Genomic DNA, 15642 nt, shown 5'->3' on the forward strand with positions numbered 1-15642 from the left:
CGCCGCGGTTTCGCGGCTCGGCTCGGGCGAGTCGCGCGGGGCGCAACTCCCTACGGCGCGGTTCCCCGTCGTGCGCCGCGTGCTTCGGCCTCGTCAGCCGGAATTGCCACCGGCACGCGGCGGACGGCAGTCACACGTCACGCCGCTCATGCGATCTTCCGCCGAACCTCAGCGGTCGAGCTGATGTGTTGACGCTGCTAACGTGTTGACGTAGCGTCATGCAGGCCCTGATGTGTGCGATTGGCGGGAGGGGGTGCCCCATCTGCCACGATGGGCGTCCGGACAGTCACCACGGGAAAGCGGGCCGCCGGTCTGGAGCGGCCGGGGAAGGCAGGGGCGCGGCTGTGGAACGGGAAACGATCGTGGCACGCTTCCGGCTGCTGGGGGCGGTGGACTCGGGCAACATGGGGGAGGTCCACCGAGCGGAGGATCTGGCGGTGGCCGAGGATGCCCCCGATCGGATCGTCGCCGTGAAGCTCATGCTGCGCAGCCGCTCCGGCGCCCGCATTGACACCAGGACAGACGCGAAGGCCGTGCGGCGGTTCGCCCGTGAGGTGGCCATCATGCGCAAGCTGCGCGACCCGCACCTGCCTCGCACGATCGACGGCGGCGTGGACGACGCGCGGGGCGGTCTTCCCTATCTCGCCATGGAGTTCCTCGACGGGCACCCGCTCGCCGATCTGATCGACGAGGAGCCGCAGCTTCCGGTGAGCTGGGCCGCCGCCATCGGGGCCCAGATAGCCGGGGGCCTCGCCGCCGCCCACGCGGCGGGCGTCATCCACCGGGACCTCAAGCCCCGCAATGTGATGCTGACCCGTGGCGGCCTGGTGAAGGTCCTCGATTTCGGCATCGGCCGGATCGCGGACGACCCCGATTCCACACCGCTGACCAGCTCCGGTGCCACCGTGGGCACCGCCCGGTACATGGCGCCGGAGCAGTTCCAGGCGAGCCTGGTCACCCCGGGCGCGGATCTCTACGCACTGGGGTGCGTGCTGTACGAGATGCTCGTCGGCAAGCCGCCCTTTGTCGGCGAAACATCCTACGAGCTGGGGGAGTTACACGTCCACGAGCCGCCCGCGCCGCTGCGCCTGATACGCGGCGACGTCCCCGAGCCGATGGCCCGGCTGGTGGACCGGCTGCTGAGAAAGGATCCGGCCGAGCGGCCCGAGAACGCGGGCACCGTGCGCGAGGCGCTGCTCCCCCTGGTGGCCGCGGGGGACGAGGAGCTGCCCGGCTGGCGGGAGTTCGATCCCCGTCCGGTGGTGCTGCGCATGCCGGACGAGCGTCCCGTGGCTTCGCCGTCCGTGGCGATCCGCCGCCAGGCGGGGACCGGCACGGGGATGGATGTCTTCGGCGTGCACCGGGAGCTGATCGGGGATTACCGCGCCTTCACCAAGGGCGGCACCGTGATCCGGGACGAGCGGATCGCCGACTTCGTGGAGCGTGACCTCGACGCGAAGTCCCAGTGGCCGAACCCCTGGCTGTCCCTCAATCCGTTCTTCGCCTCCGCCGGCACGGTGGCCGAGCTGGCCGCCCAGGGAGTCCTGCACGAGGAGTGCGCCCGCATCTTCCAGGCGCGCAAGTCCGAGCACGGAACGGTCCCCGACGGCCGCCCGCTCACCCTGCACCGGCACCAGCGGCAGGCCATCGACGCCGCCGCGGCCGGCGGCTCCTACGTGCTGACCACCGGCACGGGTTCCGGTAAGTCGCTGTCCTACATCGTGCCGATCGTCGACCGGGTCCTCCGGGAACGGCAGGCCGCCGGTCCGCGCGCGGGCGGGCGGGTGCGCGCGATCATCGTGTATCCGATGAACGCCCTGGCCAACAGTCAGCTCAAAGAGCTGGAGAAATACCTGCAGCACGGCTATGGAGCCGGCCGGGAGCCCGTCACCTTCGCCCGTTACACCGGGCAGGAGGACGAGGCCGCCCGCCGGGAAATCCGCGAGAACCCGCCGGACATCCTGCTCACCAACTACGTGATGCTTGAGCTGATGCTCACCCGGCCCGATGACCGCGACAGCCTGGTACAGATGGCCCAGGGCCTGCGATTTCTCGTTTTCGACGAGCTGCACACCTACCGCGGCCGGCAGGGTGCCGACGTGGCGCTCCTCATCCGGCGGGTGCGCGACGCCTGCCGGGCCGAAGACCTCCAGTGCGTCGGTACCTCGGCCACCATGTCCACCGAGGGCACGCTGGAGGAGCAGCGGCAGGTCGTCGCCACGACGGCGTCGAAGTTGTTCGGGACGAGGATCCTCCCTTCGCACGTGATCGGCGAGACTCTCGTGCGCGCCACGGATGATTCCCCCGAGACCGTTCCGGCCGCGCGGCTGAGCGCACCCTCGCCCCGGTCCTACGCGGATCTGGTCGGCGATCCGCTGGCACGCTGGATCGAGACGTACTTCGGCCTGGCCACCGACGAGCCGACCGGCCGGCTGGTGCGGCAGCGGCCCGCACGGATCGAGGACGCCGCGGCCGAGCTCGAAAGAATCAGCGGAGTCGTGGCCGAAACCTGTGCGGACGCGGTACGCGAGACGCTGGAGGCCGGCTCACAGGTCCGGCACCCGGTCACCGAGCGGCCGTTGTTCGCGTTCCGGCTGCACCAGTTCCTGTCCAAGGGCGACACCGTGTACGTCACCCTCCAGGACAAGGACTCCCGCCACCTGACCCGTGACTATCAGCGCGTACAGCCGGACACCGACGGCCATCTGCTGATCCCGCTGGCCTTCTGCCGGGAGTGCGGCCAGGAGTATCTGACGGTCTGGCGCGTCCAGGAGGACGGGGAGATCCGCTACGAGCCGCGCCGGGACACGGCCGCCACCGGCGGCCGGGCCGGCGACGGTTACCTGTACATCGACCTGTCGTGGCCGCGCACCCCGGAGGAGGCGGTTGCCGACCGCCGGCTCCCCGAGTCCTGGCTGGAGATCGACGAGCGCGGACAGGAGGTGGTGAGGAAGTCGCACCGCGACCGCCTGCCGTACGCCGTCACCGTCGATCCCCGGGGGCACGAGGGACGCGGCACGCTGGACGCCGTCTTCATCCCCGCACCCTTCTCCTTCTGCCTGCACTGCGGGGTCGCCTACGAGCAGACCCGGGGACGCGACTTCGCGAAGCTCGCCACGCTGGACCAGGAGGGCCGCTCCTCCGCCACGTCCCTGGTATCCGCCTCGGTGGTCCGTTCCCTCACCTCCGTGCCCGAGGGCAGCGGCCTGGCCGAGGAGGGCCGCTCCTCCGCCACGTCCCTGGTATCCGCCTCGGTGGTCCGTTCCCTCACCTCCGTGCCCGAGGGCAGCGGCCTGGCCGAGGAGGCCCGCAAGCTCCTCACCTTCGTCGACAACCGGCAGGACGCGTCGCTCCAGGCGGGCCATTTCAACGACTTCGTGCAGATCACTCAGTTGCGCGGCGCTCTCTACCGCGCAGCCCTGGAGGCCGGCCCGGACGGCATCCAGCACGAGGACCTGGCCACCCGGGTGGCGAACACGCTCGGTCTGGAGTCCGCTGCCTACACCGGGCAGTCCGACCTGCCGCCCGGCATGGCCCGGGCCGCCGCCAAGACCTTCCGGGACGTGATCGGCTTCCGGCTGTATCTCGACCTGGAGCGCGGCTGGCGCATCACGATGCCGAATCTGGAGCAGACCGGCCTGCTGGAGATCGATTACGCGGACCTCCAGTGGGTCGCCGAGCACGACGAGCGCTGGCAGGACGCCCTTCCGGTGCTGCGGGACGCCGATCCGGCCCTGCGCGCGGAGATCACCCGGGCGCTGCTGGACGAGATGCGGCGTGCCCTCGCGATCGATGTCCAGTTCTTCCGCGACGACTTCGACCCGCTGCGGGAGGCCAGCGAGGAGCGCCTGATCGCTCCCTGGGCGCTGAGCAGGAGCGACAGCCCCAGGGTCGGCACCGCCTACCCGCGGCCGTCCCGCCCCGGCCTGTCGCGATCCGGTCTCTTCCTGTCCGCCCGCGGCAAGTTCGGCCGGTACCTGCGCCGCACCGACAGCGGCTTCGCCAAGCAGCACCTGGATGAGGCCGGCCTCCAGCTGGTCATTCAGCAGCTGCTCACCGTGCTCACGAAGGCGGGACTGGTGACCGAGGTCTCCGAGGCACCGCGGTACGCCGGCCGGTTCCGCGCCCCCTCGGTCCCCGTTCCGACCGGCTACCGGGTCGCCGCGGCCTGTCTCATCTGGCGGGCGGGCACCGGCGAGACCGGCGCCCACGACCCGCTCACCCGCACCTACGCCAGCGGCGACGGTCCCCGGGTCAACACCTTTTTCCGCGACCTCTACCGGAACGCCGCCGACGGCTTCTCCGGGCTGCTCGCCCGGGAGCACACGGCACAGGTGGACCCCCGCGAACGCGCCAGGCGCGAGGAGCAGTTCAGCAAGGCCGAGCTGAAATTGCTGTACTGCTCCCCGACCATGGAGCTGGGGGTGGACATCGCGTCGCTCAACGCGGTCATGATGCGCAACGTCCCCCCGACGCCCGCCACGGACGGGCCGGGCGCAGCGGCCAGCCCGCCCTGGTCACCACCTACTGCGCCACCGGCAATAGCCACGACCAGTACTACTTCCGGCGGTCCGACCGCATGGTGGCCGGGGCCGTCGCCCCGCCGCGCCTCGACCTCGCCAACGAGGACCTGGTCCGCTCACACCTCCAGGGCATCTGGCTCGCCGAGACCGGCCTGACGCTCGGCCGGGCCATCCCCCAGGTCGTCGACATCGCCCACGACGAGGACGCGGTACGCCCGCATCCCGCCCTCGACCTGCACGCCCACATCCACGCCGCGTCGCACGACCGCGCCGCGCGGGACCGCACGGTGGAGGCCGCCTACCGCGTGCTGGGGCCGCTGCTGCGCGAGTTCGCCAGAACCACCTGGTGGGACGAGCGGTGGATCGAGGACATGGTGCGCACCGTGCCCGCGCGCTTCGACGCGGCCTTCGACCGCTGGCGCGAGCTGTTCCGCGCCGCGCTCGCGGACCAGTTCGTCCAGAACAAGCGGGTGCTGGATCACAGCCTCACCGAGGGGGAGCGGCGCCGCGCCTTCCACCGCCGCACCGAGGCCGAGACCCAGCTGCGGCTGCTCACCAACGAGGCGTCGGACAGCCGGTCCGTTCTCTCGGACTTCAACCCCTACCGCTACCTGGCTTCCGAGGGCTTCCTGCCCGGCTACTCCTTCCCCCGCCTGCCGCTCGCCGCCTACGTGCCCACCCGGGGCGGCCGCCACGCGGAGGGCGACTACCTTCAGCGGCCCCGCTTCCTCGCCATCCGCGAGTTCGGGCGCGGCGCGCTGATCTACCACGAGGGCGCCCGCTACCAGGTCACCCGGGTCCAGCTGGCACCGGACTCCTCCGGCGACATCGCCACCAGCGAGGCACGCCGCTGCACCCACTGCGGCTATCTCGACGATCCGCACAAGCGGCGGGACCGCTGCGCCATGTGCGACCGGCCGCTGGGTGCCGCCACCTACGGTCTGCTGCACCTGTACACCGTCTACACCAAGCTGCGTGAGCGGATCTCCTCCGACGAGGAGGAGCGCCGCAAGGCTGGCTTCCGGCTGGAGACCTCCTACCGTTTCCAGGAGCACGGGTCCCGCCAGGGGCGGCAGGACGCACGCGTCGCCGACGCCGGCGGCGAGCTGGCGACGCTCTCCTACGGCGACTCCGCGACGGTCCGCATCACCAACGTGGGCCGGCTGCGCGTCAAGGACAACGAGCCGCCCGGATACTGGCTCGACCCGGCCACCGGCCAGTGGCTCAACGAGCGCGATGCCTCGGAGGCGTCCGGCGACTCCAGCGAGATGCCCGTGGTCGACGCCCAGGGGAACGAGAAGCGGCGCAAGAAGCGCGTCATCCCGTTCGTCGAGGACCGCCGCAACATCCTGGTCGTCACCCTCGACGAGCCGCTTCCCGAGCCGGAGGCGCTCACCCTGATGTACGCCCTCGAACGCGGTATCGAGACCGCGTTCGAGCTGGAGGACTCCGAGCTGACCGGCGAGCTGCTGCCGCCGGACGAAGGGCCCCGGGACCGTTTCCTGTTCACCGAGGCGGCCGAGGGCGGAGCGGGCGTCCTGCGCCGGATCCAGTCCGAGCCCGGTGCTCTGGCCCGGGCCGCGCGACAGGCCCTGGCCGTCTGCCACTTCGACGAGCGGGGGCGTGATCTGGGCGGGCCCCACCCCGACCGGCGCTGCGCCCGCGGCTGCTACGAATGCCTGCTCACCTACGGCAACCAGGGGCACCACGGCGCGATCGACCGCCACGCGGTGCGTGCCCCGCTGCTGCGTCTCGCGTCCGCCACGGCCACCGTCCAGGAGCGCGGCGAGACCCGCAGCGACCAGCACCGGCGCCTGGCCGCCGCGCTCGGCGGCGGCTCCGCCGCGGAGCCGGCCGCCGGCCCAGCCACACCCGTGGAGCGTGACTTCCTCGCCTGGCTGAAGGAGCGCGGCCTGCGCCTGCCGGACGACGTGCGCGCCGTGGTGCCGGAGGCCGACGCGGTCCCCGACTTCGTCTACCGCATGCCGGGGGTGAACCTCGCCGTCTACGTCGACCACCCGGGTACCGCGGACGACCCGACCCGCGACGAGGACGCCGAGGAGCGGCTGTTCGGGGCCCGGTGGGACGTCATCCGCTTCCCGCACGACGGCGACTGGGACGCCATCGCCACCGAGCACGCCCGCTACTTCGGCCCCGGCCACCCCTCCGCGCGCTCCGCCCCCGACGACACCTCGCGAGGAAACTCCTGATGACGCCCTCCTACGTGCCCGGCTCCCTGGTCACCTCGCGTGGCCGGGAGTGGGTGGTGCTCCCCGAGAGTGCGGACGACATGCTCGTGCTGCGCCCGCTCGGCGGTTCCGACGACGACATCGCCGCTGTCTTCCCCGCCTTCGAGGAGGTCACCGACGCCACCTTCGCGCCGCCGGCCCCCTCCGATCTCGGTGACCAGCGCGCGGCGGGCCTGCTGCGCTCCGCCCTGCGCATCGGCTTCCGGGCCGGCGCGGGCCCGTTCCGGTCCCTGGCCGGCATCGCCGTCGAGCCGCGGGCTATCAACTCGTCCCGCTGCTGATGGCCCTGCGCCAGTCCACGGTGCGCATGCTGATCTCGGACGACGTGGGCATCGGCAAGACCGTGGAGGCCGGGCTGATCGCGAGCGAGCTCCTCGCCCAGGGCGAGGCGACGGGCCTCGCCGTGCTGTGTTCGCCCGCCCTGGCCGAGCAGTGGCAGGAGGAGCTGCGCAGCAAGTTCGGCATCGACGCCGAGCTGGTGCTGGCCTCCACCGTCTCCCGCTTGGAGCGGGGACTCGACCTCGGCCAGTCCCTCTTCGACCGCTACCCGCACGTCATCGTCTCGACGGACTTCATCAAGTCCACCCGGCACCGTGACGACTTCGTGCGGCACTGCCCCGACCTGGTGATCGTCGACGAGGCGCACACCTGCGTGGCCGCGGACGACACCACCTCGACGCAGAACCAGCTGCGCCACGAACTGCTGCGCCGCGTCGCCGAGGACGCCGAACGGCACCTCCTGCTGGTCACCGCCACCCCGCACAGTGGCAAGGAGTCCGCCTTCCGCAACCTCCTGGGGCTGGTCCGTCCCGAGCTGGCGGAGACCGACCTCGACTCCGAGGACGGCCGACGCCTCCTCGCCCGCCACTTCGTCCAGCGCAAACGCGCGGACGTCCGCCAGTACCTCACCAAGGAGGACGGCCTCACCGACGACAGCCTGGCCGAGCGGACCGCGTTCCCCGCCGACCGCTACTTCAAGGACGAGAAGTACAAGCTGTCCCCGGCCTACCGGGCCCTGCTGGAGGACGCCATCGCCTACGCGGGCGAGCGGGTCGCGACCGCCGGCGAGCGGGGACGGCGCGAGGCACGCGTCGCCTGGTGGTCCGCCATCGCCCTGCTGCGCTCCCTGGTCTCCTCACCCCGCGCGGCCCACCAGACCCTCTCCACCCGCTCGGCCGCGGCCATCGCCGCCAGCGCCGAGGAGGCCGACCGGCTGGCCGCGCCGCTCATCCGCGACGCGGCGGACAGCGACGCGCTGGAGGGCCTGGACGCCGCCCCCGGCGCCGGGACGGGCGAGGCGGGAGCCCGGCTCGCCGAGCTGGCCGCCCGGGCCAAGGACCTGGAGGGCCCCGACCGGGACGCCAAGCTCAAGGCCCTGATCAGGCATCTCAAGGCCCTGCTCGACGACGGCTACCACCCCATCGTCTTCTGCCGCTACATCCCCACCGCCCAGTACGTAGCGGACCACCTGCAGAAGAAGCTGGGGCCGAAGGCCGTCGTCCGTTCCGTCACAGGCACCCTGTCGCCGCAGCAGCGGATCGCCCGCATCGAGGAGCTGGCCGCCGAGGCCGGGGACGACCAGGCCGCCCGGCGGGTCCTGGTCGCCACCGACTGCCTCTCCGAGGGCGTCAACCTCCAGCACCACTTCGACGCCGTCGTCCACTACGACCTGGCCTGGAACCCCACCCGCCACGACCAGCGGGAGGGCCGTGTCGACCGGTACGGCCAGAAGCGGGACCAGGTCCGCGTGATCACTCTGTACGGCATCGACAACGGCATCGACGGCAAGGTCCTCGAAGTCCTCATCGCGAAGCACCGGCAGATCCGCAAGGACCTCGGAATCTCCGTCTCCGTCCCCGATGAGGCGTCCTCCGGGGTGACCGACGCGATTGTCGAGTGGCTGCTGATGCGCGGCAAGCAGCCGGAGCAGCAAGCCCTGTTCGGCGCCGAGGCGCTGGAGACGCTGGACGCCCGCGCCGCGGAACTGGAAAGCGAGTGGGCCTCGGCCGCCGAGCGGGAGCGGGCCTCCCGTTCCCGGTTCGCCCAGCGCGCGATCCATCCCGAGGAGGTGGCCCGCGAGGTGGCCGCGATCCGGGAAACCCTGGGGCGGGCCGACGAGGTGCGCGCCTTCGTCCGCCACGCCCTGGCCGCCCTGGAGGCACACGTCGTCGAATCCGCCGACGGCTCGGGCGACTTCACGGCGGAGGTCAGCGGCACCGCGGCCGGCCTGCGGGACACCCTCGCGCCGGTGGTCGGCGGCGCGGTGGAGGACGGCAGGCCCGTCCCGTTCCGCACCACGGCCGCGGTGGCCCGGGGCGAGGCGGCGCTGGTCCGCACCGACCCGGCCGTTGGCGCCCTCGCCGCGCACGTCCTCAACACGGCCCTGGACCCGAAGGCGGACGGCCCCCGCCCGGCCCGCCGCTGCGGCGTCGTCACCACGGACGCCGTCACCGTCCCCACCACGCTGCTGCTGGTCCGTTACCGCTTCCACCTCACTCTGCCCTCCCGCCACGGCGAGCGGAAGCTGGTCGCCGAGGACGCCCGCCTGCTCGCCTTCGAGGGGCCGCCGGGGAAAGCGGCCTGGCTACCGGGGGAGCGGGCCCGGGAACTGCTCGCCGCCAAGGCCACCGAGAACACCGACGACTACTTCGGCGAACGCACCATGGCCCGCACCCTCGACCGGCTCGCCGCCGTCGACGGCCGGCTCGGCCGTTACGGCGAGGAGCTGGCCGCCGAGCTGCACGCCTCCCACCGCCGGGTCCGGCGCGCCTCCGACGAGATCATCCGCGGCCTGCGGGTGACGGTCCAGCGGCCCGCCGACCTCCTCGGCGTCTACGTCTACCTGCCCCCGATCGCCACCCCCGGGAAGGCTCCCTGATGTCCGCCACCGCACGCAGCCAGGTCTTCTCCGCCGTACACACCGTCGGCGGCCTGCTGCCCGCCGACATGCTCGTCCACGTCTCGGAGGGCCGCGAAGGCAGGGACATCCCCGGCACCGCCCCGGCCGACTACCGGGTGATCGGCCCCCGCTCGGTCCGCGACGAGGCGGAACGCCACTGGGACTACCTCAAGTCCGTGTGGCGCGAGCTGCGGCAGCGACTGCCCCGCCGCCCGGAGGCCGAGACCCCCGCCGACCCCACCGGCCTCGCCCTCACCCAATGGCTCGAACCCCTCTTCGGAGAGCTGGGCTTCGGCCGGCTGGAGACGGTCGGCCCGGCCGAGCTCCGGGCGGACAGCGACCCCGAGCGGGTCTTCCCCGTCAGCCACCGCTGGCGGCACGTCCTCCTCCACCTGCCGGCCTGGAACGCCTCGCTCGATCGCAGGCCCGCGGGCCCGGGCACCGTTCCGCCCCATTCCCTGGTGCAGGAATGCCTCAACCGCACCGGGGCCCACCTGTGGGCCGTCCTCACCAACGGCCGCCAGCTGCGGCTGCTCCGCGACTCCAGCGCACTGGCCACCGCCTCCTATGTCGAGTTCGACCTCGAAGCGATATTCGACGGCGAGCTGTTCAGCGAGTTCGTCCTGCTCTACCGCCTGCTGCACGTCTCCCGCTTCGAGGTGCCCGAGGGCGCGCCGCCGTCCGCCTGCTGGCTGGAGAAGTGGCGCACCGCGGCTATAGCCACCGGTACCCGCGCCCTGGATCAGCACCGGGACGGCGTCCAGCATGCCCTCACCGCACTCGGTACCGGCTTCCTGCGCCACCCGGACAACGCGGAGCTGCGGGAACGGATGGACCATGTGCACGGCTACATCGTCGACTACCACGCCGCTCTGCTGCGCCTGGTCTACCGGATGATCTTCCTCTTCGTCGCCGAGGACCGCGGCGCGCTGCACGACCCCGCCGCGGACGCGCGGGCCCGCGACCGGTACGCGCGCTACTTCTCCTCGGCCCGGTTACGCCGCCACGCCCTGCGCCGCCGCGGCACGGCCCACGCCGATCTCTACGCCTCGCTGCGCGTCGTGCTGGACGCTCTCGGGCGCGACGAGGGCCGCCCGGAGCTGGGACTGCGCGGAATCGGCGGCCTGTTCGACGACATCCCGGCCGATTTCCCGCTGCGGGGCTGCTCCCTGTCCAACGCCTCGCTGCTGGAGGCCGTCCGCCACCTGTGCCGCATACGCGACACCGCCACCGCCCGGTGGCGGCCGGTGGACTACCGCAACATGGGCGCGGAGGAACTGGGCTCCATCTACGAGTCGCTGCTCGAACTCGTGCCGAAACACAGCGCCAGCGAACGCAGCTTCGTCCTGGTCAACCGGCTGGGAAACGACCGGAAGAAGACCGGCTCGTACTACACCCCCGGCTCTCTCATCGAGACGCTGCTCGACTCCACGCTCGACCCGGTGATCGACGACGCCCAGAAGCGCGCCGAACAGCGGGCGACGGCGGCCGGCCGCCCCGATCCGGGCCCGGACATCGTCGCCGAACTGCTGTCCCTGACGGTCTGCGATCCGGCCTGCGGCTCCGGCCACTTCCTCGTCGCCGCCGCCCGCCGTATCGCCAAGCGCGTCGCCGCCGTCCGCGAGGGCAATCCCGAACCGACCCCGGGCGCGGTCCGGGAGGCCCTGCACGAGGTCGTGGCCCGCTGCGTCTACGGCGTGGACCTGAACCCGATGGCCGTCGAGCTGGCCAAGGTCTCGCTGTGGCTGGAGGGTCTGGAGCCGGGCAAGGCCCTCAGTTTCCTCGACGCCCACATCAAGCACGGCAACGGTCTGGTGGGCGCGACACCGAAGCTGCTGCGCGGCGGCATCCCCAACGAGGCGTTCAAGCCGGTCGAGGGCGACGACCCGGCGTTCGCACGACGGCTGGGCAAGCTCAACGCCCTGCAACGCACCCAGCAGCTCAGCATCTTCGACCCCGGCGCGGCGACGAGGGTGGCCAACTCCACCTTCGCGGAGGGCCTGCGCCGGATCATCGCGGCCCCCTCGGGCGAGCTGCGGGAGGTGCACGAGCAGGAGGCGGCGTACCGGGCCTGGGAGGCGTCGGACGCCTATGTGCACGCACTGCACGTCGCCGACGCCTGGTGCGCGGCGTTCATGTGGCACAAGACAGAGGACGCCCCGCCCGCCATCACCGAGGAGGTCTTCCGCGCCTTGCAGGACCCGGAGGGCACGGCAGCCTCCCGGGCGACCCACGACGAGATCGAGAGACTGCGGGACGAGTACCGGTTCTTCCACTGGCACCTGGAGTTCCCGGACGTGTTCGACGTCCCGGAGGACGGCGCGGGGGTGGACGACTCCACGGGCTGGACGGGCGGCTTCTCCTGCGTCGTGGGCAACCCGCCGTGGGACAAGGTCGATTTCGAGGACAAGAAGTACTTCAGCGTCATCGAGCCCACGATCGCTGGCATCGCCGGAACGGCCAGGCGCACGCGCATCGCCGCGTGGGAGGCCGAGAACCCGGAGGCCGGGAAGCACTACCGGGCGGCACGCCGCAGGGTGAAGTCCACGTTCCTGTTCGTGGGGGCGTCGGGGGCTTTCCCGCTGTGCGGCAAGGGACTGACGGTGAAGGGGGTCAATTCCCTGCAAACCGATCAGCTCTTCGCTGAGCGCTTCGCCATCATCGCCGCGCCCCGCAGCCGCTTCGGCTGCATCATCCCCACGGCGATCGCGACCGGGGCGGGCGCCCAGTACTTGTTCAGCGACTTCACCCGGCGGGGGGCGGTCGCGTCGCTGTACGACTTCGAGAACCGCAAGCCGCTCTTCGTCGGTGTGCACGCCAGCTACAAGTTCTGTCTGCTCGCCCTGGCGGGCCGGGAGCTGCGGGAGTCGGCGGCCCGATTCGCGTTCTACCTGGAGGACACGGAGGATCTGGCCGACGCCGACCGGGTGTTCGCGCTCAGTCCCGAGGAGATCGCCCTCATCAACCCCAACACCGGGACTCTGCCCATTTTCCGCAGTCGCCGGGACGCGGACCTGACGGCCGCCATCTACAGTCGGATTCCGGTGCTGTGGAACGAGAAGAAACGTGGGGGGAATCCGTGGGGGATCGTGTTCAAGCGGTTGTTCGACATGACTGATGACTCCGATCTGTTCCGAACGGAGAAGGAACTGGAGGACGAGGGCTGGGGCCGCGAGGGTAATGTCTTCAGCCTGGATGGAGTGCGGGTGCTGCCCTTGTACGAGGGCAAGATGGCGCACCATTTCGACCATCGGTGGAACAGCTATCACGGCACGGGGAACGAGGACCGGTGGCGTCTGACCCTGTCGGAGAAGCAAGACCCCATGGTTAGTGCGGCCCCGCGCTACTGGGTCGCCGAGGACGGGGACGTTCCGGTGATCCGGTCCGGTAAGGACGTCAACGTCCCGGGCGTGGCCCGGCGCCTCGAAGAAGTGGCCTGGGAACACGACTGGCTCTGTGGCTGGCGGGACGTCTGCCGCACCACGGATGAACGTACGGCCATCGCGGCCTTCTTACCGCGTACAGCGGTCGGCCACAAATTTCCTCTCATGCTGCCCCGAGTTCCGGCTGCCCTCGTGGCAGGTCTGATCGCAATGCAAAGTTCGCTGGTCTTCGATTACGTTAGCCGTCAAAAGATTGGCGGCACGAGCATGGGGCTGTTCATCTGGAAGCAGCTTCCCGTGCCAACTCCGGGGACGCTGGAACCCCACGTCCCCTTCATTGCCCCACGCGTCCGCGAACTCGTTTACACGGCTCTCGACATGGCACCGTTGGCTCGTGATCTCGGTGACGTGGACGGGCAGCCATTCCGGTGGGATGAGGATCGACGGGCCCAGATCCGGGCCGAGTTGGACGCTTACTTCTTCCACCTCTACGGGATTGGCAAGGGCGACACCGAGTACATTCTGGAGACCTTCCAGTCGGACTCCGGCGGCGGGCTGAAGAACAACGAGATCGCCAAGTACGGTCACTTCCGCACCAGGGATCTGGTCCTCGCCGAGTACGACCGGATGGCGGCCGCCGGAGTGAGCCTCACCGCGCCCGCGATCGACGGTGAGAACTACGTTTCCACTCTGACCCCGCCACCCGGCGAAGGTCCGCGCCACCCACTGGTGGAGCAGTAGCTACAACAGATGGTCGGCCTTGCCGGCCTTGATCTCTCGGATCAGGTTGCGCAAGGCGGCGGCGGTGTCGGTCAGGTAGGTGTCCTCCTGGCCGGCCACCGCTATGTAGGCGTTGCCGTCCGCGTCGGTGCCGATGCGGAAGCAGTTGTTGCCTTCCCCGCAGAAGGGCTCTTCCCAAATAATCTCGGGCAACGGGTCTCCTCAGAGTTCGCGGATGATGACATGGATGAAGTCGCGCGATGCATGAGGTGAGAGACACTTCTCATCCATCCACTGCAAGTGGGCGCGGTATTTGGCGAGTTGCAAGTCCGCATGCATGAACTCAGGGCCGTGGGCCGAGTCGAGCTGGGCGGTGTCCAGCTGAGGCACGCTGCCCTCTGCGTAGAGCAAGGCGTGTCCGGCGCCGGGGAAGCTCCCGAGTTCGATGGGCACTATGCGGACGGCGATGTTGTTCCGTTCGCTTGCTTCGAGCAATGTCTTGAGCTGGAATTTGGCGGTCTCCCGCCCGCCGAAGCGCATGCGCAGAGCCGCCTCGTGTACGTAGCCCACGTAGTCGACCGGTGACTCGCGATGGAAAACCTGTTGTCGACCCATCCGATGCGCGACGCGCAGTTCCACCTCAAGGGGCGACAAGGCGGGTAGTACGGCGGTGAAGACGCTGCGGGCGTAGTCCTCGGTCTGGAGGAGGCCGGGGATGTGGACTGTCTGGATGGTCTGAATGCGAGACGCGTGCCATTCCAACTCGACGATGTCGAGCAGCCCAGGTGACAGTCTTCCCCGGTACTCGTCCCACCAGTTGCCCTTGGAAGGGGCGGTGAGATCCACCAGTGCGGCTACGTACCGTTCGTCTATGCACTCGCAGTGGGTGGCCAGGGTGCGGAGACGTTCAGGGCTGATATTGCGGGTGCCGGACTCGATATTCGAGATCTTGCCGCGATCGATGCCGAGGAGCCCAGCGGCGTACTCGGTCGACATGCCCGCTGTGGTCCGCATCTTGCGGATCTCGGCACCCAGTCTCCTCTGTCGTTGAGTAGGCGTCGTCCGTGGAGCCATCGAGGTCCCTTCTGTGTGGTCGCAGTTCAGTCTGCCGGGCCCCAGGATACGGATCCATTGGTGGCGCATGTGCCACCTGTGTGGTGGCGCGGAGCCACCTTCATGCCTTACCTTCGGTAGTGCGGCGCTCACCTGCGGCAAGCAGAAGTGCATCGCGTGGTCCTGCCTGCCCGCTCGTTCCCTGTGAGTGGCGGGGGCGCGCCAGGGAGACGGGCCACTGTCGCCGCGTGAGTCCCTCATGCCCCAATCCGCGTTCTCGGCGAGTGGAGTTGCCATGCCCGAACACAACACCCTCACCCCCTCCGGGCGTCCGGAGTGCCTGGCGCCGTCGCCGTGCGGCGAGCCCGGTCCGGGGAATCTGGCGTACGGCTTCACCCTGCCGTGTTCGTCGGCCACGCCGGCCATCGCGCACGAGGTCGCCGAGGCGGTGCTCGGCGGGCACGGCGTGACCGGCCTGTTGGGGCCCGCTCTGCTGCTGGTGCTCGAACTGACCGACTACGCGTGCCGATTCACCCCATCGGGTGCGGAGGTCTACCTGAACATCCGCCAGCGGGAAGGGGTTCTCCGCCTTACCGTCTACGACACGCACCCCCGGCACGCGCAGCCGCGCGACGCCGCCTACTGTGACGGGCTGCGCCGCGCCGCGCTCCGGCTGACGCCCGAGCTGGCTCGGGTTCATCGCGGCGGCTGGGGTATCGATGCCGCCGAGCTTCCGGCCATGGGGACCCGCACTTGGGCGACCCTGGCCCAACCCGCCCACGGCTGGACCCGATAACAGGAGCGGGTTTCGCTGT

The 15642-nt window shown here is 70.7% G+C and carries 4 protein-coding genes and 2 pseudogenes; 4 read left to right on the forward strand and 2 right to left on the reverse strand.

Annotated features, from left to right (window positions below; translation table 11 throughout):
- Positions 1-404 precede the first annotated feature (404 nt).
- The 3 genes and pseudogenes from RM590_RS12900 to RM590_RS12910 all read left to right on the forward strand — a co-directional run bounded on the left by RM590_RS12900 (position 405) and on the right by RM590_RS12910 (position 13795).
- Positions 405-6733, forward strand: a pseudogene (locus tag RM590_RS12900) (protein kinase domain-containing protein).
- Positions 6733-9650, forward strand: a pseudogene (locus RM590_RS12905) (helicase-related protein). Before RM590_RS12900 ends, RM590_RS12905 begins: the two co-directional pseudogenes overlap by 1 nt.
- The gene (locus tag RM590_RS12910; RefSeq protein ID WP_311704645.1) at positions 9650-13795 is read left to right on the forward strand and encodes an Eco57I restriction-modification methylase domain-containing protein; all 4146 of its coding nucleotides are present in this window, start codon (positions 9650-9652) and stop codon (positions 13793-13795) included. The pseudogene RM590_RS12905 and the gene RM590_RS12910 overlap by 1 nt, the downstream one beginning before the upstream one ends.
- On the opposite strand, the gene RM590_RS12915 is transcribed toward RM590_RS12910, so the two are convergent.
- Positions 13796-13987: a hypothetical protein gene (locus RM590_RS12915; RefSeq protein WP_311704646.1), complete on the reverse strand. Its 192-nt coding sequence runs from the start codon at positions 13985-13987 to the stop codon at positions 13796-13798. It abuts the gene before it with no gap.
- A 9-nt stretch (positions 13988-13996) separates the two neighbouring features.
- Positions 13997-14848, reverse strand: coding sequence for a helix-turn-helix domain-containing protein (locus RM590_RS12920; protein ID WP_311704647.1), 852 nt, complete (start codon positions 14846-14848; stop codon positions 13997-13999).
- 274 nt (positions 14849-15122) lie between these two features.
- On the opposite strand from RM590_RS12920, the gene RM590_RS12925 reads away from it, so the two are divergent.
- Positions 15123-15623 carry an ATP-binding protein gene (locus tag RM590_RS12925; RefSeq protein ID WP_311704648.1) on the forward strand — a complete coding sequence of 167 codons (501 nt, stop codon included), beginning with the start codon at positions 15123-15125 and terminating at the stop codon, positions 15621-15623.
- The last annotated feature ends 19 nt before the right edge of the window (positions 15624-15642 follow it).

Source organism: Streptomyces litchfieldiae (genome assembly GCF_031845365.1).
GTDB lineage: Bacteria > Actinomycetota > Actinomycetes > Streptomycetales > Streptomycetaceae > Streptomyces > Streptomyces litchfieldiae.

Excerpts from the sequence above, each read along its gene's own strand:
- RM590_RS12920 (WP_311704647.1), bottom strand. The coding sequence starts at position 14,848 with ATGGCTCCACGGACGACGCCTACTCAACGACAGAGGAGACTGGGTGCC.
- RM590_RS12910 (WP_311704645.1), top strand. The coding sequence starts at position 9,650 with ATGTCCGCCACCGCACGCAGCCAGGTCTTCTCCGCCGTACACACCGTC.
- RM590_RS12925 (WP_311704648.1), top strand. The coding sequence starts at position 15,123 with ATGCCCGAACACAACACCCTCACCCCCTCCGGGCGTCCGGAGTGCCTG.